The 21,567-nt window shown below is 67.5% G+C and carries 17 protein-coding genes and 1 pseudogene; 13 read left to right on the top strand and 5 right to left on the bottom strand.

Features of this window, described 5'->3' with window-relative positions; genetic code table 11:
• The first annotated feature begins 49 nt into the window (after window positions 1-49).
• The gene (locus tag BM175_RS20525; protein ID WP_090966443.1) at window positions 50-1,198 is read left to right on the top strand and encodes an epoxide hydrolase family protein; all 1,149 of its coding nucleotides are present in this window, start codon (window positions 50-52) and stop codon (window positions 1,196-1,198) included.
• A gap of 167 nt (window positions 1,199-1,365) precedes the next feature.
• A complete protein-coding gene (locus tag BM175_RS20520) occupies window positions 1,366-2,451 on the top strand; it encodes an alpha/beta hydrolase (RefSeq protein WP_090966468.1) in 1,086 nt (361 codons plus the stop codon).
• Between the two features lie 171 nt (window positions 2,452-2,622).
• Here BM175_RS20520 and BM175_RS20515 read toward each other — a convergent pair whose 3' ends face one another.
• Complete coding sequence (locus BM175_RS20515; RefSeq protein WP_210185817.1) at window positions 2,623-3,459, bottom strand: SDR family oxidoreductase; 837 nt, start codon at window positions 3,457-3,459, stop codon at window positions 2,623-2,625.
• A gap of 222 nt (window positions 3,460-3,681) precedes the next feature.
• On the opposite strand from BM175_RS20515, the gene BM175_RS20510 reads away from it, so the two are divergent.
• The 3 genes from BM175_RS20510 to BM175_RS20500 all read left to right on the top strand — a co-directional run bounded on the left by BM175_RS20510 (window position 3,682) and on the right by BM175_RS20500 (window position 6,425).
• A complete protein-coding gene (locus BM175_RS20510; RefSeq protein WP_090966466.1) occupies window positions 3,682-4,086 on the top strand; it encodes a MarR family winged helix-turn-helix transcriptional regulator in 405 nt (134 codons plus the stop codon).
• A 119-nt stretch (window positions 4,087-4,205) separates the two neighbouring features.
• Window positions 4,206-5,606 carry a DHA2 family efflux MFS transporter permease subunit gene (locus BM175_RS20505; RefSeq protein ID WP_244546098.1) on the top strand — a complete coding sequence of 467 codons (1,401 nt, stop codon included), beginning with the start codon at window positions 4,206-4,208 and terminating at the stop codon, window positions 5,604-5,606.
• A gap of 12 nt (window positions 5,607-5,618) precedes the next feature.
• On the top strand, window positions 5,619-6,425 hold the full coding sequence (locus tag BM175_RS20500; protein ID WP_280141135.1) for an NADPH-dependent F420 reductase: 807 nt from the start codon (window positions 5,619-5,621) through the stop codon (window positions 6,423-6,425).
• Window positions 6,426-6,544: 119 nt separating this feature from the next.
• Here the strand turns inward: BM175_RS20500 and acnA are convergent, their stop codons facing one another.
• Together acnA and BM175_RS20490 are read right to left on the bottom strand one after the other, a co-directional pair.
• Window positions 6,545-9,163 carry an aconitate hydratase AcnA gene (acnA, locus tag BM175_RS20495; protein WP_090966437.1) on the bottom strand — a complete coding sequence of 873 codons (2,619 nt, stop codon included), beginning with the start codon at window positions 9,161-9,163 and terminating at the stop codon, window positions 6,545-6,547.
• A gap of 146 nt (window positions 9,164-9,309) precedes the next feature.
• Window positions 9,310-10,200 carry a GntR family transcriptional regulator gene (locus BM175_RS20490; RefSeq protein WP_090966464.1) on the bottom strand — a complete coding sequence of 297 codons (891 nt, stop codon included), beginning with the start codon at window positions 10,198-10,200 and terminating at the stop codon, window positions 9,310-9,312.
• A gap of 190 nt (window positions 10,201-10,390) precedes the next feature.
• On the opposite strand from BM175_RS20490, the gene BM175_RS20485 reads away from it, so the two are divergent.
• The 3 genes from BM175_RS20485 to BM175_RS20475 all read left to right on the top strand — a co-directional run bounded on the left by BM175_RS20485 (window position 10,391) and on the right by BM175_RS20475 (window position 13,420).
• A complete protein-coding gene (locus tag BM175_RS20485) occupies window positions 10,391-11,371 on the top strand; it encodes a Bug family tripartite tricarboxylate transporter substrate binding protein (RefSeq protein WP_175526949.1) in 981 nt (326 codons plus the stop codon).
• A 65-nt stretch (window positions 11,372-11,436) separates the two neighbouring features.
• Window positions 11,437-11,910: a tripartite tricarboxylate transporter TctB family protein gene (locus tag BM175_RS20480; RefSeq protein WP_090966435.1), complete on the top strand. Its 474-nt coding sequence runs from the start codon at window positions 11,437-11,439 to the stop codon at window positions 11,908-11,910.
• Window positions 11,911-11,920: 10 nt separating this feature from the next.
• Window positions 11,921-13,420, top strand: coding sequence for a tripartite tricarboxylate transporter permease (locus BM175_RS20475; RefSeq protein ID WP_090966433.1), 1,500 nt, complete (start codon window positions 11,921-11,923; stop codon window positions 13,418-13,420).
• A 203-nt stretch (window positions 13,421-13,623) separates the two neighbouring features.
• Here BM175_RS20475 and BM175_RS20470 read toward each other — a convergent pair whose 3' ends face one another.
• Window positions 13,624-15,846, bottom strand: a complete 2,223-nt coding sequence (locus BM175_RS20470; protein ID WP_175526948.1) for a TonB-dependent hemoglobin/transferrin/lactoferrin family receptor — start codon at window positions 15,844-15,846, stop codon at window positions 13,624-13,626.
• Window positions 15,847-16,169: 323 nt separating this feature from the next.
• Here BM175_RS20470 and BM175_RS20465 point away from each other — a divergent pair, with 323 nt between their 5' ends.
• From BM175_RS20465 to BM175_RS20445, 5 genes are all read left to right on the top strand, one after another.
• Window positions 16,170-17,042 carry a heme/hemin ABC transporter substrate-binding protein gene (locus tag BM175_RS20465; protein WP_090966429.1) on the top strand — a complete coding sequence of 291 codons (873 nt, stop codon included), beginning with the start codon at window positions 16,170-16,172 and terminating at the stop codon, window positions 17,040-17,042.
• Window positions 17,032-18,120, top strand: a complete 1,089-nt coding sequence (locus BM175_RS20460) for a FecCD family ABC transporter permease (protein ID WP_090966427.1) — start codon at window positions 17,032-17,034, stop codon at window positions 18,118-18,120. The genes BM175_RS20465 and BM175_RS20460 overlap by 11 nt, the downstream gene beginning before the upstream one ends.
• 3 nt (window positions 18,121-18,123) lie before the next feature.
• A complete protein-coding gene (locus tag BM175_RS20455; RefSeq protein ID WP_090966425.1) occupies window positions 18,124-18,903 on the top strand; it encodes a heme ABC transporter ATP-binding protein in 780 nt (259 codons plus the stop codon).
• Between the two features lie 14 nt (window positions 18,904-18,917).
• Entirely contained in the window at window positions 18,918-19,985 is a 1,068-nt protein-coding gene (locus BM175_RS20450; protein WP_090966422.1) for a hemin-degrading factor, read from the top strand.
• A gap of 397 nt (window positions 19,986-20,382) precedes the next feature.
• Window positions 20,383-20,895, top strand: coding sequence for a Ros/MucR family transcriptional regulator (locus BM175_RS20445; RefSeq protein WP_210284144.1), 513 nt, complete (start codon window positions 20,383-20,385; stop codon window positions 20,893-20,895).
• A 228-nt stretch (window positions 20,896-21,123) separates the two neighbouring features.
• On the opposite strand, the pseudogene BM175_RS22490 reads toward BM175_RS20445, so the two are convergent.
• Window positions 21,124-21,567 (bottom strand): annotated as a pseudogene (locus BM175_RS22490) (hypothetical protein); the annotation flags it as partial.

Raw genomic sequence — 21,567 nt, 5'->3', positions numbered from 1 at the left:
GCCTGTCGCCGTTCGCCAAGCCCCGCCCAGAAGCACAAGGAATAGACTCATGAAGCCGTTCGAGGTGAACTGGTCGGAAGCGGACATCGAAGCGGTGCTGGAGCGCGTACGTGCCTATCGCTTCCCCCCGGTTCCAGAAGGCGAGGGTTGGCGGTACGGCTGCGATGTCACCTACCTGCAAGACTTCTGCGGCTACTGGACCGAAGCCTACGACTGGCGGTCCGCCGTCGAGCGGCTCAACCGTTTTCCCCAGTTCATCGCGGAGATCGACGGTGTCGACATCCACTTCGTCCATGTCGTCGGCGAGACGGAGGGGAAGCGCCCCCTTCTCCTGTCGCACGGTTGGCCGGGGTCGCATCGCGAGTTCTGGAAGGTGATCGAGCCGTTGGCCTTCCCGTCGCGCTTCGGAGAGCGGGCTGAGGACGCGTTCGACGTCGTCGTGCCGTCGCTTCCGAACTTCGGGTTCTCGGGGAAGCCTACGAAAACCATCGACCAGCGCCAGACCGCGCATCTCTTTGATCGCCTGATGCGCGAGGTTCTCGGCTACGCGCGGTACCACGCCCATGGCGGCGACTGGGGCGCGCTGGTCACGGGCCTCCTCGCGCTGGAGCGGCCCTCGAGCCTGCACGCCATCCACCTCACCATGATGTTCCCCGCCCCGTCCGCGGAGCCGGACACACCGGAGGAGCAGGCCTGGGCGAAGGAGATGGCGTCGATCGAGAAGGAGAAGGGCGGCTACCGACACCTCCAGGGTTCGAAGCCGCAGAGCCTGTCTTGGGTGGTCGGCGACAACCCCGTTGCGCAGGCGGCCTGGATCCTCGAGCGCTACCACGACTGGTGCGACCACCGGGATCGCCGCTTCGAGGACGTGTTCGACCGGGACGAACTCCTCGACACCATCATGATCTACGTGATGACCGGGGCGTTCCACTCCTCGATCCGCTACTACTCGGCGGCGCAGGAGGCGAAGTTGCGGAACCTGCCGGAGGGGCTGCGCATCAAGGTGCCGACGGCGTTCGCCCGGTTCCCCGACCCGCTGCATCTGTGGCCACCCCGCAGCATAGCCGAGAAGGGCTACGCCGAGATCACGCGCTGGACCGAGATGCCCCGCGGAGGCCACTTTGCCGCGCTCGAGGCGCCCAATCTCCTCATCGACGACCTCCGGGCTTGGGCGAAAGGGTCCAGTCAGCGCGACTGACAGGACCGTCCAGGCTCGCAGGCCGCATGGTTGGCCCTAGGCGAAGGACAGATCGGCATATCCCTCGGCAACCGATCGCAGATCGGGATGATCGGGAGCGTCTATATCGCGTCGGAACATTCGTGGACTCCCGGCACTTCAATGATCTCTCCCTTGAAGGAATGATCATGAAGTTCGCCCTTGCCGTAACCGCGAGCCTTGCCGCCGCGACCGTCCTGTCGACCGCAGCACTCGCCCAGACTGCTACCCCGACGCCCTCGCCCGCAACCGAGGCGGCCAAGCCCGCGATGGCGCAGCCGGCTCCGGAAATGAAGGCCGTTCTCGACAAGCTCCAGGAGCTTGGCGCCAAGCCCATCGGCACCCAGTCCGTCGAGGAGACGCGCAAGGGTCCGACCCCGGCCGATGCCGCAATGGCGGTGATGAAGGACAAGGGCATCCAGCCGGATGCCGCGGTCGCGGCCGTGAAGACAAAGGACATGATGATCCCGGGCGCCGCCAGCGAGATTCCGATCCGGATCTACATGCCGGAGGGAACGGGCCCCTTCCCGGTCGTCGTCTACTTCCACGGCGGCGGCTGGGTGATCGCGGACATCGACACCTACGATGCGTCGGCCCGTGGCATCGCGGCCGGAGCCAAGGCCATCGTCGTCTCTGCCGACTACCGCCATGCGCCCGAGCACAAGTTCCCAGCCGCGCACGATGACGCGAATGCGGCCTACAAATGGGTCGTGGAGAACTCCGGCTCGTTCAACGGTGATGCGACGAAGATCGCCCTCGTTGGTGAAAGCGCGGGCGGCAACCTGGCGGCCAACGTCGCCATTACGGCACGCGACCAGAAGCTGACCGCACCGCTCGCCGAGGTGCTCGTCTACCCCGTCGCCGGCAAGGACATGACGACACCGTCCTATGTCGAGAACGCCGATGCCATGCCGCTGTCGAAGCAGGCGATGGAATGGTTCGTCTCCAACGTCTTCGAAAGCAAGGAGCAGGCTGCCGACCCGCGCCTCGACCTCGTCAACCGGACCGACCTCGCCGGCCTGCCGCCGACCACGATCATCAACGCGCAGATCGACCCGCTGCGCTCGGAAGGCGAGATGCTGGCCGAGAAGCTGACGGCGGCGGGCGTCGTGACCGAGCAGAAGACCTACGACGGGGTGACCCACGAGTTCTTCGGCATGGCGGCGGTCGTGCCGCAGGCCAAGGAAGCGACGGATATGGCGGTCGCGGCGCTGACCAAAGCGTTCGGCAATTGAGCTACGGCATCTTGTAGAAGGGAAAGCCGTCGGTCCCAGCTGGGCCCGACGGCTTTCGACCCAGCAGAGACCTTCCGATGCCGCAACCGCCTTCCCGCAAGCGGTCGTTCGTCCAGCGCGGAGCTGGGAGCATGGGAACAGGTACGTTCTGCACCTCTGTCGGTTCAATCGTCATGCCCGAGGCCAGTCGATAGCTTGGCAAACGCGGTAGCGTCGGCGACGAGCCGATGACCCTTTGGCAATGATCCCGTCGACGGCGTCCTGTCCGGCGACCCAGCGCTTGGGCGGAGGCTCCATGTCGACGACGGTGACGAACGCGGATGCCAGCTTCTGGCGGTGACCCGGCTCGTGTCCGTTGAACGCCTTGACGCTCGCCGTATGCCGCTCGGTGGCTTCCGCATAGTCCTCGATGGCGAAGTCGGGAAAGACGGTCCGGCCGCGGTCCTTGAGAGGTTTGGTGCGGAAGGCGCCAGGTTCGACGATGGTGGTGGCGATGCCGAACGGCTCCAACTCGGACGCGATCGACTCCATCCAGCCCTCCAGCGCGAACTTCGAGGCTGAGAACATCGAGACGAACGGGGCGCCGATGATGCCAAGAAGGGCGCTGACGGTCACCACATGTCCCCGACGCTGAGCCCGCATCACGGGAAGGATCGCCCGAGTGACGTTGAGCGTGCCGAAGAAGTTGACCTCCATCTGGGCTCGCACCTGCTCGGGCGACAGCGTCTCGAAGAAGCCCGTATGGAAGCGTCCGGCGTTGTTCACGAGCACGTCGATTCGCCCGAAGCGGTCGACCGCCAAGCGAACGGCGCCGTCGACAGCAGCTTGGTCGGTGACATCCATCGCCAGCGCCAGCAGCCGATCGTGCTCGCCCACCTCGTCCGTAACCGCTGCGGCGTCGCAGGCGGTGGCGACGACGAAGTGTCCCGCCATCAGTGCGGCAGTGACAACGTCACTGCCGATCCCGCGCCCGGCGCCCGTGATGAACCATACCTTCGGTTCCGCCATCGTTTCTGTCCCCTGCATGGTTTGTGTTCCCGGGTGACGGCGACCGGCGCGACCTGGCTGGGCCCGCAGCGGACGCAGATGGACCGAACGTTCCCCGGCCCCACAAATTATCTAGTGCACTAGGATATAGGCAACTAGATTACGGTGTGCTAGATTACTTTCAACGACCGGAACGAAGGGCGCTCGACAGTGGTGAAGAAGGGTTCGGCTCAAGAGGTCGGCATGCAGTTGTCGTTCGCCATCTACGGCGCGGCCAACCGTGTGGCGCGCCTGCACAAGCCCCTCCTCGAACCGCTCGGTCTGACGTTCCCGCAGTATCTCGTCATGCTCGAACTGTTCAGCCGGGAGCTGCAGACCGTCGGCGAGCTCGGGGCCACCCTCGACATGGACACGGGGACCATCACGCCGATGCTCAAGCGGATGGAAGCGTTGGGCCTCGTCACCCGGACCCGGGACCCGAAGGACGAACGCCGCGTCCTCATAGCGCTGACCCCCGAGGGGGCGGCCAAGCGAGACGACGTCTGGGCGATCACAGGCCAGATCAAGGCTGCCTGCCAGCTCGACGACAAGGGTCTCGTCGACCTGCGCGACACCCTCCTGGCGTTCGGCCATCCCCGCAGCCGCTGAACGTCTCGTCCGGCGCCCTTATGCAGGCGCATTTCTCTAGTGCGCTAGAACATAGGAAGCTAGAGGCAATGACCTCATCGACAGGAACCGGGCGCGAGCCGCTCTCCCGGGAAGCCGTAGTGACGATCTCAGTCTTGGTCGTCTCGACCTTCACCGTGATCCTCAACGAGATGATGATGGCCGTGGCCCTGCCGCGCGTCATGGTGGACCTCGACGTTCCCGCCTCGACCGCGCAGTGGCTGACGACCGCCTACATGCTGACGATGGCGATCGTCATCCCGGCGACAGGGTTCCTGACCGAGCGCTACCAAATGCACACGGTCTTCACGTTGGCCATGACGCTCTTCACGGTCGGGACAACGGTCGCGATCATCGCTCCGGGGTTCGGCGCCCTCCTCGTGGGCCGTATCATCCAAGCCGTCGGCACCGCGATCGTCCTGCCCCTGTCCTACACGGCCATGAGCTCGCTCGTTCCGGCGTCCCGGCGCGGCAGCGTGATGGCGATGAACATCGTCGCGACGTCGGCCGCGCCGGCCCTCGGCCCGGTCTTCTCCGGCTTGATCCTGTCGCGTTTCGACTGGCCCTGGCTCTTCATCGCCATCCTGCCCTTGGCAGTCGGCACCCTGATCCTCGGCAACAGCATGATCCGCGTGGCGAGCGTCTTGCGGAAGGTCAGCCTGGACCCCCTCTCCATCGCGCTGTCCGCCGTCGGCTTCGCTGGCCTCGTCTACGGTCTCGCCTCGCTCGGCGAAAGCGCAGGGCATGCCGTGGTGTCCCCGTGGCTGTCGATGTTGGTCGGAGCCGTCGTGGTAGCCACGTTCGTGGTACGGCAGCTCCATCTCCAGAAGGCGGATCGTGCTCAGCTCGACATGCGCCCGTTCGCGGCGCGCACCTTCAGCGTGTCCGCCTTCACGATGCTCTGCTTCATGATCGCCTGCTTCGGAATGATGACCCTGATGCCCGTCATCCTTCAGACCTCCTACGGCTTCACCGCGGTTCAGGCAGGCCTGTTCATGGTGCCGGGCGGTGCCACCATCGCAATCGTCTCTGCCGTGGTAGGACGCGTCTACGACCGCGTCGGGGCGCGCCCGCTCGTGGTCACGGGAGCGGTCGTCGACGCCGCCGGATTGTATGCCCTGTCGACGCTGGCGCCCGGCACCCCGATGGGGTTCCTGGTAGGGGCGTTCCTAGTCACCATCGTCGGGCAGGCCATGATGTGGACGCCGCTGTTCGCGGCCTCGCTCGGTGTCCTCGACAAGCACCTGCTCCCGCACGGCAGCGCCATCGTCAACACGCTTCAGCAACTTGCCGGGGCGGCCGGCATCGCGATCATGTTCTCGATCATGAGCACGACTAGCGAGGCGCTCGTGGCCGGCGGCGAGGCGGTCGGTCAGGCGATGGCCCACGGCGCACAGCAGGCCTACCTCGTCGGCTGCGTGTTCGTAATTCTGTCCCTTGTCACCGCGCTCTTCCTGCCGCGCCGGCCCATCCCCGGCGGTGTGCCGTTGCCTGCTCACTGAGCCCGGCTCGACCTGTACCGGCGCGCCACTCCAGGCGACGACCGAACACACCGGAATAGAAAGGAACACCCCGTCATGAAGATCGGCATTCTCGGAACAGGCTTTATGGGCAAGCACCTCGCCCGCAAGCTTGCCGCCGCAGGCCACGACGTGAAGGCCGCCAACTCGCGCGGGCCGGAGACGATCCCGGCGGAAGCGCTCGAGATGGGCGCTCGAGCTGCAACTGCCGAGGACGCGGTGCGAGACGTGGACGTCGCCATCCTGGCCATGCCCCATCCCGGGTTCGAGAAGATCCGCCCACTCATCGCCGGACTGTCCGAGGATGTGGTGGTGATCGACATCTCCAACTACTTCCCCGGCCGCGACCCTGTGAACCCCGAGCTGGACGGCACCAAGGCTGAGAGCGAGTGGGCCCGCGACTTTTTCGGGCGGCCCATTGCCAAGGCCTGGAACTCGATCGGGATGGTGTCCTTCGAGACCAAGGGGCGCCCGAACGGCGAGCCGGGTCGTATCGCGCTTCCCGTCTCGGGCGACCGGAGCCGTGATCGCGAGGTCGCCATGGCGCTAGTGGACGACACGGGCTTCGACGGGTTCGACGCGGGCACGCTCGCCGACTCCTGGCGGCAGCAGCCTGGCTCACCCGTCTACATCACCGACCTCACCCTCGAGGAGATGGGGTCGGCGCTGGCGTCGGCGGAGCGCGAGCGGCTGCCCAAGCGTCGCGATCTATCCGCACAGGTGTTCGCCGAACGGGTCGGCGAACGGGCGTCTCCCGACGCGGAAACGGTCGTCCGGATCGCCCGCGCCCTTTTCATGTAAGGGGCGAGCGACCCGCTTGAAGGCGAGACAACCTGTCCCGAATCAGAATGGTCGATGGACGCAACTGGCGAAAGGTTTCGCAAAAGCGGCCTATCAGTCTTCGACGCCAGCGGGCCGGTCTAGGCGGCGATGTCGGATCGGCCAAGAGCATCCGCCAAAATCAGCGGCAGCAGGCCGCCGGCCTTCAGGACACAAACCTCCAGCGTTGTCTCGATCGCAGCGACGGTATCGAACCGGGCGACTCCCGTCCCGCTTCGGCTGACTTGGACAGGGATCAACGAACGCGATGTAAGACGACCGGGTTCGGCATCCACGTCGATGAGATCGCCCGGTCGGAGGCCGAGCGTTTCAGGAGTTGTACCTTCCGGAAGGCGTAGCGGCAGGACGCCCATGTTGATGAGGTTGGAGCGGTGGATCCGCTCGAACCCAACGGCGAGCACGGCGCGCGTGCCAAGCAAGGCCGCCCCTTTCGCCGCCCAGTCGCGGGACGAACCCATGCCATAGCGCTCGCCCGCGACGATGACGACGCTGGCACCCTCCGCCTCGTAGCGCGCCGCGGCTCGCCAAAGCGGCATTTCCTCGCCGGAGCCCGCGTGGATCGTCGAGCCCGGCGCGATGCCGGGCCCGAGGAGGTTGCGCACAGCCTTGGCCGCGAAGAGCCCGCGCAGCATGGCTTCCCAGTTGCCGCGGCGCGAGGCGTAGACGTTGAGATCCTTCGGGTCCTCGCCGCGCTCGACGAGATAGCGCGCCGTCTCGCTACCGGGCAGCACGGCGCTGGCCGGCGAGATGTGGTCCGTCGTGACGTCGTCCCCGACAACGAGGATGGGGTGGGCGGCGTAGCGTCCGAGCCTCGTGCCCTTGCCCGGCGCGGCGAAGGGCGGCCGGCGGATGTAGGTTGAGGCGGGATCGAACGGGAAGAGCGGCGTCGCCGGCGCGTCGAGCGCGGCCCAGTCGGCGCTGGCCTCGGCCTCAGCATAGGCCTCGCCAAAGTCCGTAACGGCCCGTGCGTCGGCGAGCGCCGCATCGATCTCGTCCCCGCTCGGCCAGAGGTCGGCGAGGAACACGTCCCGCCCTTCGGCGGACCGGGCGAGCGGGTCGACGAGGATGTCGCGGTTCACGTCGCCCGCCAGCGCGAACGCGACGACGAGCGGCGGCGAGGCGAGGAACCCCGCCTCCAGTTGCGGATGCACGCGCCCCGGGAAATTGCGGTTGCCCGAGAGCACCGCAACCGGAAGGATCTTCCGATCCGTCATCGCGTCCACGATGGCGGGCGGCAGCGGTCCCGAGTTGCCGATGCAGGTGGTGCAACCGTAGCCGACGATGCCGAAGCCCACCGCCTCGAGGTCAGCGAGCAGCCCGGCGCGGCGCAGGTAGCGTTCGGCCGTCGGGGAACCCGGCGCCAGGGAGGTTTTCACCCATGGCTTCGGCACGAGCCCGAGCGCTCGTGCCTTCCGGGCGAGCAGCCCGGCGGCGACGAGGAGGCGCGGATCGGAAGTGTTGGTGCAACTCGTGATCGCGGCGATCGCCACCGCGCCGTCGCCGGGTCCCTCGCCTGCCCTCGCTTGCGTGCGGGCGGCGTAGAGCGGGGCCATGGCGCGCACCGTGTCGCTTGCGGGGATGCGGTCCTGTGGCCGTTGTGGGCCAGCCAGGCTGACCTCGACGCCCCCGAGGTCGACCTCAACCACGTCCGTGTAACGCGGCTCGGCGGCCGGGTCGAACCACAGGCCTTGCCGCCTCGCGTAGGCTTCGACCAAAGCGATTGCGGCTGGACTACGCCCCGTGTCGCGGAGGTAGCGGATCGTCTCGTCGTCGATCGGGAAGTAGCCCGAGTTCGCGCCGAACTCCGGTGTCATGTTCGCGACGACGCAACGGTCGCCGGCCGAAAGGGTCGAGACCCCGTCCCCGAAGAACTCCACGAACCGGTCGGCGAGGTCGATGCGGCGCAGCCTCTCGGTCACGAGGAGCGCCAGGTCGGTGGAGGTCACGCCTGCGCGCAGGCGCCCGGTCAGGCGCACGCCGACGACGTCGGGCACGCGCATCATGGAGGGCATGCCGAACATGACGCTCTCGGCCTCCAGCCCTCCGACGCCCCAGGCGAGAACCCCGATGCCGTTGACCATCGGCGTGTGGCTGTCGGTGCCGATCATCGCGTCGGGGATCGCCCAGCCAGCCCAGTCGCCCTCGCCTTCCGCCACCACGGTGGCGAGCCGCTCGAGGTTGAGCGTGTGCATGATGCCGGTGCCCGGCGGATGGACGCGGAATCGCGAGAGCGTGTTGGTCGCCCACTTCATGAAGCGGTAGCGCTCGCCGTTGCGGCGCATCTCGCTCGCCATGTTGCGCCGGACGGCGCCAGCTTGCGCGAACACGTCAACGGACAGCGAATGGTCGGTCGAGACGTCGACGGGCAGGACGGGGTTGAGCGTCGCGGGGTCGCCGCCAATCTCGGCCAGCGAGGCCCGCATGCCGGCGATGTCGACGAGAGCCGGACCGCAGGTCGTGTCGTGCATCAGGACGCGCACGGGAAGGAAGGGTATCTCCTCCTCGCTCCGGCCGGTCTCCAGCCAGCGCAGGATCGCGCTGCGCGACCGCTCGGCGTCCTCGCCCGCGGTCCGCGTCACGTTCTCGAGCAGGATGCGCAGGATGTGGGGGAGCCGCTCCAGCCGACCTTCGGCGGCCGCTGCGAGATCGACGATCTGGAGGGAGCGCCCATCGAGATCCAGGCGGGAGACGTTCGACATGGGAGCTCCTGCGGAGGTCGGCCGGTCCCACCGGGACGCCGGGCACAGCGCCTGGTTCGGCGTCGGCGGAGGACATCGGGAGGGCGCGGAGCCCGTTCGGCCGCAAGTTACATGTCAGATAATAAAATGCAATATAGCCTCACCTATCATGCCCCGACGGAGGGGCTCTTGATCGCGCTGGCGCCGAGGATGTGGGCCCGCAGGAACTCCGAAGCCCGGGGGCGGTCGCCCGCCTCGACGATGTCGAGGATCAGGAGGTGTTCCTTGGACTGGAGCGGCAGGCGGCTGCGGTCCGTGGTGATGCGGTACTCGAGGAGGCGCCGCAGGCGGTTCACCCGCGCCAGGGCGTCGACGAAGAAGGCGTTGTGGCCGCAGCCGACCAGCATCTCGTGGAAGTGAGAGTTCAGCTCGAACAGGTGCGCGCGCGACATCCGCTCGAAGCCTCCGGCGAGGATCTCCTCCTGTTCGGCGCGCGCCTTCGCGAAGGCGGCGGCGTCGATGCGGAAGGTCGGCAGCAAAAGGCTCTGCGACTCGATCGCCGCCCGGAACTGGTAGGCCTCCTCGTAGCTCTCCCTCGACATCAGGCGGGGCAGGAACTCCCAGCCGTTGCCCGGCCGCCGGGCCGCCCATCCCTCGTTCTGGACGCGGTTCAGCGTCTTGACGACCCGGGTTCGCGGAACGTCGTAGAGGCGCATCAGTTCGCTCTCGCTGACCTTGTCCGGCAGCTCGCCCGACAGGCATCCCTCGACCAGCGCGGCGTAGAAGGCGTCCTCCGGCTCGACGGCGGGCGGTGCCGCTTGGCTCACCTCGGCGAGGTCGGCCGCGTCCCTGGCGAGGAAGTAGCCGCGGTTCGGCTCCAGGCGCACGATGCCGTCGGCCGCCATCTGCTTGAGCGCGGCGCTGACGGGCGCCCGCGACACGCGAAGCGCGTCGGCGAGCCCCTGCGCGGGAAGGTGGTGTCCTTCGGGGAGGCCCCGTTCGCAGATATGGGACAGGATCCTCGTCGTCGTCTGCGAGGAGAGGCTCGGCCTCGCCATGTCGTCCTCCGGCATTCGTTTGGCACTTTGGCTAGCACACTTTCGCGAGCGAATAAGAATTTCGCAAGTCTGTTGCTTTTACGATTTATATAATGCAATCGTGCCGCCCGAGGGAAGCGATGGCGCCAAGCGCCTCGAGCCCGAACGGTGCCGACGGGAGGTCGGCTCGCTCCATCCTTGGGAGATCTGCATGACCCTGTTCACCCGCCGCCACCTTGTCGCCGCCATGGGTGCCGTCGCGCTCGCGGCGACGCTGCCGTTTCCGGCCGTCGCGCAGGACGCGCTGCCCGAGCTGAAGATCATGGCCCCCGCCGGGGCCGGCGGCGGCTGGGACTCGGCCGCCCGCTCGCTCCAGCAGGTGATGACCAAGGTCGGAGCGGTCGGCAGCGTCCAGGTCACCAACGTAACCGGCGCCGGCGGCACCGTTGGGCTCGCGCAGTTCGTCAACGACGCCGACGGCAGCGCGGACCAGACCATGGTCGGCGGCATCACCATGGTCGGCGCGATCATCTCCAACAAGGCGCCTGTCAACCTGTCCCAGATCACCCCGCTCGCCCGCCTGACGGGCGATCCGCTGGTGATCGTGGTGCCGAAGGACTCGGAACTGAAGACGGTCCAGGACCTCGCCAAGGCGGTGAAGGAGAACACCGCCTCGACCCTCTGGGCCGGCGGCTCGGCGGGCGGCGCCGACCACATCCTGGCAGCCCTCTTCGCCAAAGCCGCGGGCGCCAACCCCGCTGAGATCAACTACGTCGCCTTCTCCGGCGGCGGCGAGGCGTTGGCCGCCATGCTGGGCGGCCGCGTGACCGCGGGCATCTCCGGCTACGGCGAGTTCGAGGGGCAGATCAAGTCGGGTGACCTCCGGGCCCTCGCCCTCTCCTCGCCCGAGCGCCTGCCCGGCGTCGACGTGGCGACGCTGAAGGAACAGGGCATGGACGTCGAGGTCGTCAACTGGCGTGGCATCTTCGCCGGCCCGAACATCTCGGCCGACGACAAGGCCAAGCTCGCGGGCGCCGTCGAGAAGACGGTGAAGTCGCCCGAGTGGGCGGAGGTCCTCAAGGCACGCGGCTGGAGCGACTACTACGCCCCGTCCGACGAGTTCACCGCTTTCGTCGCCTCCGAGAACACGCGCGTCCACGACGTCCTGAAGTCCATCGGCCTCGCCGACTGACCAGGCACAGAGCGGTCCAGGCGGCGGAGACCTCGCGCTCTGCCGTCACCGCACGGGAGGGATTCATGCCATCGTCCAAGCTTCGGTCCTTCGACCGCCCGGCCGCCGTGGTCGGCGCCCTGCTCCTGGCCGTTGCCGCCGTGACAGCCTTCGACGCGAGCCGCATGTCCAAGGGCGCCGTCTACGGCATCGGTCCGACCGCGTTCCCGAACGTCCTCGCTATCTTCTTCGCCGGGCTCGGCCTCGCTCACTTCGTCGTCGCCTTCCGGGACGGGTTGCCGAAGCCCGACGAAGCCGATTGGTCGGCCTTCGCCTGGGTGTCCGGCGCCCTCCTCGCCCTGATCGCCTCGGTGGCGGCGGGCGGCGGCTTCATCCTGGGTGCGACGCTGCTCTTCGCGATGACCGCGCGTGCCTTCGGCCGCCGGGCCTTCCTGAAGGACGTCCTGATCGGTTTCGTGATCGGCTTCCTCGTCTTCCTCCTGTTCAACAACCTCCTCTCGCTGACCCTGCCCCAGGGCCCGCTCGAGCGCCTGCTCTAGGACGACCGCGATGGATTCCTTCTTCGCCCTCGGTCACGGCTTCCTCGTCGCGCTTGAGCCATCCAACCTCCTCTTCGCCACCGTCGGCGTGCTGCTCGGCACCCTCGTCGGCGTCCTGCCCGGCATCGGGCCGGCGCTCACCGTCGCCCTCCTCCTACCCGTCACCTTCAAGCTCGACCCGGGCGGCTCCATCATCATGTTCGCCGGCATCTACTACGGCGGCATGTACGGCGGCTCGACGACCTCGATCCTCCTCAACACGCCCGGCGAGAGCGCCTCCGTCGTCACGGCGCTGGAGGGCAACAAGATGGCGCGATCGGGCCGCGGCGGCCCGGCGCTGGCGACGGCAGCCATCGGCTCCTTCGTCGCCGGCACGATCGCGACGATCGGCCTCGCGTTCCTCGCGCCGCTCCTCGTCAAGATCGCCGTCGGCTTCGGTCCCTGGGACTACTTCGGCCTGATGGTGCTAGCCTTCGTGACGGTGGCTGCGACCTTCGGCTCCTCGCCGCTGCGCGGTCTCACCAGCCTCGCCTTCGGCCTCCTCCTCGGCCTCATGGGCATCGACCAGCTTACGGGCCAGGCGCGCATGACCTTCGGCGTGCCGCAGCTCCTCGACGGCATCGAGGTGACGACGCTCGCCGTCGGCCTCTTCGCCATCGGCGAGGCGCTCTACGTCGCCTCGCGCCACCTCCACAACCCCGAGAAGCCGATCCCCATCAAGGGCTCGCTCTGGATGACGCGCGAGGACTGGAAGCGGTCGTGGAAGCCCTGGCTGCGCGGCGTCGGCTTTGGCTTCCCGATCGGCGCCCTGCCGGCCGGCGGCGCGGAGATCCCGACCTTCCTGTCCTACGCCACGGAGCGGAAGCTCTCCAAGCATCCGGAGGAGTTCGGCCGCGGTGCGATCGAGGGCGTCGCGGGCCCGGAGGCCGCCAACAACGCGTCGGCCGCAGGCACGCTGGTGCCGCTCCTGACGCTCGGCCTGCCAACCTCGGCCACGGCCGCGATCATGCTCGCCGGCTTCCAGCAGTACGGCCTTCAGCCCGGCCCGCTCCTCTTCGCGAACTCGCCCGACCTCGTCTGGGGCCTCATCGCCAGCCTCTTCATCGCCAACGTCATGCTGGTGATCCTGAACCTGCCACTGATCGGCCTTTGGGTGCGGCTCCTCGCCATTCCCATGCCCTGGCTCTACGCGGGCATCCTCGTCTTCGCCGCCATGGGCACGGTCGCCTCCAACCCGTCGGCGGTCGAGCTCGCGATCCTTGTCGTGTTCGGCTTCATCGGCTTCTTTATGCGGCGCTACGACTATCCGATCGCGCCGGCCGTCGTCGGCCTGATCCTCGGCCCCATGGCCGACGCGCAACTCCGCCGCTCGCTTCAGATGAGCCTCGGCGACCCGATGATCCTCCTGGAGAACCCGGGTTCGGCGACGCTCCTCGGCATCACTGCCCTGGCCCTCCTGGCGCCGTTCGTCCTCAAGGGGCTCGAGCGGTTCCAGATGCAGGAGGACTGAGTTGCGGTCCCACGGACCGGAAGTGAGAGCTGGAAAGTCCGCTTCAACGAAGCCCAGTCCGACAGTGGACGGTCCGCAAACCACCCTGTTGAACCGATGAAGGCCAGAGAGGCTGACGCCAACCCGCGCCTGCCCTGGCCCAGGTCTTTCCCGACCGTCCGAGCGACCCATGCTACCCGGCTTCATGTCCGCCGCTCCAATGTTCAGAACTGATACGTGACGTTCGCCTTGAAGGTGCGGCCCGGCTCCGAATAGTAGAGGTCCGGCTGCGACGGGCTGAGCGGTACGTTGACGGCGTCGAAGTAGGTCTTGTCGAAGAGGTTGAAGACGCCGCCCGCCACTTTCAGCCCTGGCACCTGATCGGGCGCGTACCAGGCTGTGAAGTCGACGACGCCATAGCCCGGCGATTCGAAGCCCTGGTTGACCTTGTCCCGGCGGGAAGCGAGCTTCGTGCTGACCTCACCTCCCCATTCCTTGCGGTCGTAGCCGAGACCGACGATGGCCGTCAGCGGCGGGATCGAGTCGAGATAGACGTCGTCGGTGCGGTTTCGTCCGTCGATGTAGGAGAGCGAGCCGCGGGCCGTCCAGAAGTCGGCGAAGCGGACATGGGCCCCGAACTCGACGCCGGAGATACGAGCATCCGGAATGTTGCGGTAACTGGAGACGCCGCCCTGCGGATAGAGCGGGTCGCAGTTCACGCGGTCGACGAAGCAGGATGGGCTGCGCTGCACCACGTCGATGAAGTTCTCGTAATCGGTGTGAAAGACATTGATATGGGCGCCGAAGGTGTCGCGTTCGAGCTTCAGGCCGACATCGAAACCGTTGCTCGTCTCCGCTTCGAGGTTCGGGTTGCCCTCGCGCAGATAGGTGCCGACTGCGCCGAAGCGCGAATAAAGCTCGCCCACCGTCGGGGCGCGGAAGCCCATCGACCACTGGCCGTAGGCCGTCAGGCCCGGAATGAGATCGTATTCCGCCAGAAGCTTGGGCGAGAGGGCCGTGTCGTTCGACGAGGGCGGCAGGGAGCCCGGATAGGCGGCGCTGCGCGCGTAGTCATCGGTGAGCTGCGGCGCCTCCTCGTACCAGTCGAAGCGCAGGCCCGGGGTCACCCGCAAGCGGCCGCTGGCAAGGTCGATCTGATCCTCGGCGAAGACGCCGATGGCGCCGCCCTCGACCTCGGGCGTGTCGGCCTGGTTGGTGTGCAGGTTGTTGCAGGTGGCGAAGGCGCCGGTATAGGGCCGGCGGCAATTGTCGTAGCCGGCGGAATACTGTGTCGTGGTCGCTTTGCGCAGCTCGGTGCCGAGTGTCAGCTTGTGGCTGATCTCGCCCGTGAGGAAGGTTCGGGCGGCAAAGCCGGTGAAGCCGACCGACGCTTCCTCGAAACTGTTGTCGCGTCCGTAGGGGCCGATAACCGACACGGACCGGTAGGCGTCGATCGTCGAGTGGCGTTCCACGGCCTGGTAGTAGAGGACTGCCGACGCCTCATCGACGAGAGCCGATCCAAGTTCGGGCGTCTCGTAGTCGTAGGTCAGCGATACGCGCTCGCGGTCGATCCCCTCGCCCGAGGCGTAGTTGCCGGGGCGGTAGTTGTCGCGCGCGCCGATGCCTTGCGAGGTCCGCGTGTCGATGTCCTCATCCCGGCTGAAGATCTCGCCGGTGATGCCGAACCGGTGGCCCTCACCGACATTCTGATGGACCTTTGCGAGGAGGTTGTACTGGTCGTAGTCGAGCGGGTTCGGCGCGGTGCGGGTGGGGCCGAACGTGTCGATGTCGCCTTGGCTGTCCACCTGATGGCCGCCGCGATAGCCGCCCTGGATGAGTACGCTGGTGTCGCCGACGCGCATGGCCGCGGCATTGGCCGTGAACCAGCTCCTGTCGGTGGAATCGTAGCCGTTCTTCGTGAGCACACCGACCTTGCGCCCGCCAAGAAGCAGGTCCTCCGGGTCGAGCGTACGCAGGGCGAGGACGCCGCCGAGCGCGCCCGAGCCGAGCAGCGGGTCGGCGCCGCGCGTCAGGTCCAGGGAGGAGAGCGTCGAGAAGTCGAAGGCGTTCGCGCCCCCTTCGGCACCGCGCGTGACGTCGTTGAGGTAGGGCACGCGGATGCCATCGATCGTCGTGAGGACGCGAGGCCCTTCGAGACCTCGAATGTTGATGCTGTTGGTCTGGCGATTGAACGTGACGCCGGCCTCTTCCGTACGGCCGAGGTCGTCGATCGAGTCGATCAGCTTGTCGTCGATCGTGGTGCGTGTCGTCCGTGTGGTCGTCGCCGTGCCGGCAGCCCCCATGGCGCCCTCGGTGGCGCCCTCGACGACCACGGTGTCGAGGACGAGGCTTTCACCCTCGGCTGTCTCCGTCTGAGCTCCCGCCCCCGTCGCCAGGAGAGCACCAAGCGCCGCCCCCGTCGTCATCGTCTGAACCAATCGGCGCATCGTCATGACCCCTCACGCGATGTCGGCAAGACGTCGCGTCCTTCTTGGAATACTTCCATCATTTCAGCCACGGAGCCCCTGCCCCGGCACGAGGCATAATTGCTATTTTATTATGGAGTCAAATTGATTCATGCGGGCGCAACTGCATTTGATTCGCTCTAAATTGGAGATATTCCAATTTAGAATGGGTCTATATTGAAAATATCCGAGAATTTTCGCGGTTTTTACTTGACGGATGGGGCCGTCCTGCGAGACGCAAAGCACCATCATGCCAAGCCGCCGGGTCGCCGATCGACGCGGCCGCCACGGAGACGCGACCGCCCATGCGCCTGATCGCCACCGCCCTCGCCGCTTCGCTGACCTTCTCAGCCCCGATCGCCACGCGTGCGGCGGAGCCGCAGCGCATCGTCTCGATCGGCGGGGCGATCACGGAGATCCTCTATGCGCTGGGCGAGGACGAGCGCATCGCGGCCGTGGACACCACGAGCCTCCATCCGCCCGAAGCGCTCACCCGCAAACCCAATGTCGGCTACATGCGCCAGCTTTCCGCCGAGGGCGTCCTGTCGCTCTCGCCCGACCTGATCCTCCTGGACGAAGGTGCCGGGCCGAAGCCCGCGGTGGACCTCCTCGACGCGGCCGGCGTCCCCGTGACCCACGTGCCGACGGGCTTTACGGTCGACGATCTCGACCGGAAGGTCCGCCTCGTCGCGGATACCGTCGGCAAGGGACCCGAGGGCGCGGCGATGGCCGAGACCATCCGGGCCGACCTCGCCGCCCTCGAGGCGCAGCTCGCCTCGGTGCCGGCCCGGAAGAAGGTGCTCTTCATCCTGTCGCTGGTGGACGGCCGGCCGAACGCCGCCGGCACCGGGACCGGCGCCGACGCAGTCATCCGGCTTGCGGGGGCAGAAAACGTGTTCGGCACGATCGAAGGCTACAAGACGCTGTCGACGGAAGCGCTCGCGGCGCTCCAACCGGACGCGATTCTGATGGTGACGCGGGCCGGCTCCCCCGACATCGATCCCTTCAGCATCCCGGCCCTCACTGCCACGCCCGCCGGCCGCTCCGGCACCGTGATCCGTATGGACGCCCTGCACCTTCTCGGCTTCGGCCCGCGCACGCCCGGCGCGGTCCGCGAGCTCGCGGCCCGGCTCTATCCCGAACTCGACCTTGCAGGACCGGGCACCGATGGTCGCTGACGTGCTGCCGATGACGCGGCGCTTGGCTCTCCCCGGCGACCGGGCGTCGCGGGCGCGACTGGCTCTTTGCGCCCTCGCCGCGCTGACGCTCGCGACCGCGGTGCTCGCGCTCGGGGTCGGCCCCGCCATGCTGCGTCCGGCCACCGTGACACGGGTGCTTCTGGCCGGACCGCAAGGCCAGGCGGCCTCGCTCGCCGACACCCTGATCGTATGGCAGATCCGCCTGCCGCGGGTGCTCCTCGGTGCGCTGGTCGGTGCGTCGCTCGCAGCCGTCGGCGCGATGATGCAGGGGTTGTTCCGCAACCCGCTGGCCGATCCGGGGCTGGTCGGCGTTTCGTCGGGTGCCGCCTTCGCCGCCGTCGCGGCGATCGTCCTGTCCGGCGGCGTGCTCGCTCCCTACCACGCGCTTGTCGGCATCTACGCCTTGCCGCTGGCGGCGTTCGGCGGCGGCCTCGTCGCGACGCTCCTGATCTACCGCATCGGCACGCTGGCCGGGCGGTCCTCCATGGCGCTGATGCTGCTCGCGGGGATCGCGCTGGGCGCGCTGGCGGCGGCGGGTACGGGTTTCCTGGTCTATATGAGCAACGATGCGCAACTGCGCGACCTTACCTTCTGGAGTCTTGGGGGCTTAGGGGGCGCCAACTGGACGAAGCTGGCGGCCGCCGGCCCAATGATGCTCGGAGCGCTCCTCTGCGCGCCCGTCCTCGCGCGCGGCCTCAACGCGATCGTCCTCGGCGAGGCGGAGGCCTTCCACATGGGCGTTCGGGTCCAGGCCCTGAAGCGTCTGACGGTCGTGGTCGTGGCGCTGGCCACCGGCGCCGCGGTCGCTGTGTCCGGGACGATTGGCTTCGTCGGGATCGTGGTGCCGCACCTCCTGCGCCTTTGGCTCGGGCCCGACCACCGCCACCTTCTTCCGGCCTCGATCCTCGCTGGTGCCTGCCTTCTCCTTTGCGCCGACATGGTCGCGAGGCTGGTGGTCGCGCCGGCGGAACTGCCGATCGGCATTCTCACGGCGGGGATCGGCGCGCCGGTCTTCCTCTGGATCCTCCTGCGCCGCCGCGGCGTCGCGGACCTCTGAGCCATGATCACGCTGGAAGACGCCACCGTCGCCTATCGCGGCCGCACCGCCCTGCATCCGACCTCGCTCGACATCGCGCCGGGGACGTTCACGATCGTGGTCGGGCCGAATGGCGCGGGGAAGTCGACCTTGCTGAAGGTCATGACGGGCGAGCAGGCGTCGCAAGGCGGCCATGTCCGCCTCGACGGCACGGCGCTCGCCGCGTTCCCGGCGCGCGTGCTCGCCCGTCGCCGTGCGGTGCTGCCGCAGTCCTCCGCGCTCGCGTTTCCGTTCACGGTCGCCGAAGTGGTGCGCCTCGGCCTGGAAGCCGGCGGCCATGCGGGCGGGCCGGACGCGATCCTCGCGGCCCTGGCGCGCGTCGATCTCGCGGGGTTCTCCGGGCGCTTCTACCAGGAGCTCTCGGGCGGCGAGCAGCAGCGGGTGCATCTCGCCCGCGTCCTCTGCCAGATCGGCGCGCCGGTGGAGGCCGGCCAGCCGCGCTACCTGTTCCTGGACGAGCCGATCTCCTCGCTCGACATCCGCCACCAGATCGGCGTGCTCCGCATCGCCCGCCGCTTCGCCCACGAGGGCGGCGGCGTGCTCGCGGTCCTGCACGACCTCAACCTCGCCGCCGCGTTTGCCGATCGCATTCTCGTCGTCGCCGGCGGCCGCGTCCTCGGCGACGGCTCGCCGCCGGACGTCCTGACCGACGAACTGATCGAGCGTGCCTTCGGGCTGCCCCTGCGCGTCGGTGCGCTGCCGGCCGCCGGCATCCCCTTCATCCTGCCCCAGACCGCAGCCTGACCAACGGACCCGACATGGACACCTTCGAGACCGCGAACACGGCCCCACTCCCCTTCTTTGCGTCTGCGAAGCGACCGCGGGACCTCGCGCGCGACCTCGGTCTCTCGGAAGCCGAGCTTCTCGACCGGCACGACGGGCCCGAGGTCGTGCGGCTGCGCGCCGAGATCCCGGCGATCGTCGAGGCGCTGCCAAACCTCGGCGAGGTCCTATCGCTGACGCGCAACGAGGCGGCGGTGCACGAGATCGTCGGCACCTTCGGCGCAATCCATCTCAACGGCCTGATGGGCCTCGTCCTCAACCCACCGCTCGATCTGCGGCTCATCTTGAAGCATTGGGTCAGCGTCTTCGCGGTGGACATCCCGAACGAGACGGGTGCGCGCCGCTCGATACAAGTCTTCGACGCGGCCGGCGACGCGGTGATCAAGGTCCACCTCCGCTCGGCGTCCGATGCAGCCGCGTTCGAGGCGATCCGGGCCCGTTTCACCGACGAGGCAGCAGTACCCTTCGCGGTGTCGCCCTATCCGGTCGAAGCGCCCCTGGAGTGCGGCGACCTCGACGCCTTCCGCGACGAATTCGGTGCCATGCGCGACGTGCACGAGTTCGCGCCCATGCTGCGCCGGCACGGGCTTGACCGGCGCGGTTCCCTGGAAGCATTGGGTGAGGCGCATGTGCGCCGCCTCGCGCCCGACGCGGCGGCAGCGCTCCTGCATGCGGCCAGCGCAAGCGGCACTCCGATCATGTGCTTTGTCGGCAACCGGGGCTGCATCCAGATCTTCACCGGCCGAGTGACCAACATCAAGGCGATGGGGCCCTGGATCAACGTGCTCGATCCCGGCTTCGACCTCCATCTGCGCCAGGACCTCGTCGCCGAAGCGTTCGAGGTGCGTAAGCCGACGAAAGACGGGCTCCTGACATCGATCGAAGTCTATGACGCGAAACGTGAAATGATCGTCCAGTTCTTCGGCGAACGCGAGCGCGACAGACCGGAGTCGGCAGCATGGCGTGAGTTGGTGGCAGCCATCCCGGACTGGCGAGATGCCGACGACGAGTTCCAGCCTGAGCTGGATGGTGAGCGGGCATGAGGTACGAAACCCGCATCTCGCCACCGGTCAGCCGGCTGTGACGCCAGACAGCTTGCGACGGCATGGCGGCTATCAATGCGACGCCGCTCGAAACCGGACGGTCGGGTTTCCACCCCGTTCGGTCTTAAGCGACGAAGAAACTTGGCCCCGCAAACACGACCTCGCCTCTCGGTTCAAATCATCGCGCCACCTGCGCAGCGGTGCTGCAATGTCGTCCCAGCAATTCTACGTCAGGCCCTATGGTCTGCCCCTTTAACAATATTCGCGCTGGCCCCATGCTTGGTCTATAATTTATCACCTGCCGTGGCGCTGCAGAACACTGATTCAACCCTACCTGCAGCCTGTCGCTTTCAGGTTGTGGAGAATTGTTGTGGGAGAGAAATCTAACGCAGTTGAGTTGGCCGTCGAGATCACGACTGCGTGGCTCTCGAATCCAAACACGCGGGTAGCCCCAGAGGACGTTCATACCTTTCTGAAGAACAGTCACGCCGCTCTCGTCGGCATGATCGATCCGCCTGTCGAAGCGTCCGCTACCCCGCCGGAGGCTCCGGAGGACTACCAGGGCGCCGTCAGTGCGCGAAAGAGCTTGGCAGATCCTGAGATCATCATCAGCATGATCGATGGAAAGCCCTACAAGGCGCTTCGCCGTCATCTCGCCGCGAACGGATTGACGCCTGGAACCTATCGCGAGCGATACGGGCTGAAGGCAGATTATCCGATGGTCGCGCCGAACTATTCGAAGCGCCGTGCCGAAGTGGCCAAGGCGTTGGGCTTGGGGCGCAAACGCGTTGCATCGGCGGAGGCTTCAGCAGACGAAGCTGCTGCGTCCGAAGCAGCGGCCGCACCCGAGCCCACCGCGAAGCTGAAGGGCAAGCGGCCCGTGAAGGCCCGCGCGAAGGCTGACGCCTGATCTATCTCTGCCATCTCGCCAATCTACGGGATGGCCAGCGGCTCGGTGATCAGCGGAACGATCGGAATCGGCTTCGTCACCATCTGACATCCGCTGAACCAATATGGTCCGATAACTCCGAATAATCGCCCTGCGCGTCGTCGGCTCCGAAGGCAGAGCTGAGGCTGACGATCGTGTTGCCGAGCGTGAAAACCGGGCGGCAGTTTCCCGCCGTCCGGCCTGTAGACCTTAGTTCGCCGAGGGCATCGGCGCCCCGTTCGCCGCGGGCGGCGCCGGCGGCAGCGTGAGATCGGGAATGCGATCGGTCAGCGGCTTGGCCGCTGCGATGCAGGCGTCCATAGGCTCATCGCCGCAGTTGATCCGGATACCCGCATCGCGGCCGAGCCGGATTTCCACGCCCTTGCCCATCGGCGGCGGGGGTGGCGGTCCGCGGTGATCGCCGGGACGCGGCGCCTCGCCCGGAGGGGGCGGAGGCGGCAAGTCGGCCGGTGCGGGACGGGCGTTGCCGTCCGGTCCGGGCATGGCCGCAGCGGCCGGCTGTGGGGGCGGAGCATCGGGCGACGGCGCACTCTGCGCCGCCGCGAACGAGGTGAGCCCGACGGCAAAAGCCGTTGCGAGCAACGCTGATTTGATCATGAGATGTCGATCCTTGAGCAAGATGCTTCGATCCGG

The sequence above is a fragment of the Aureimonas phyllosphaerae genome (assembly GCF_900113065.1).
In the GTDB taxonomy this organism is placed as follows: domain Bacteria; phylum Pseudomonadota; class Alphaproteobacteria; order Rhizobiales; family Rhizobiaceae; genus Aureimonas; species Aureimonas phyllosphaerae.
The sequence above is the reverse complement of the archived record's forward strand: the minus strand, read 5'-3'. Positions and strand labels throughout refer to the sequence as shown.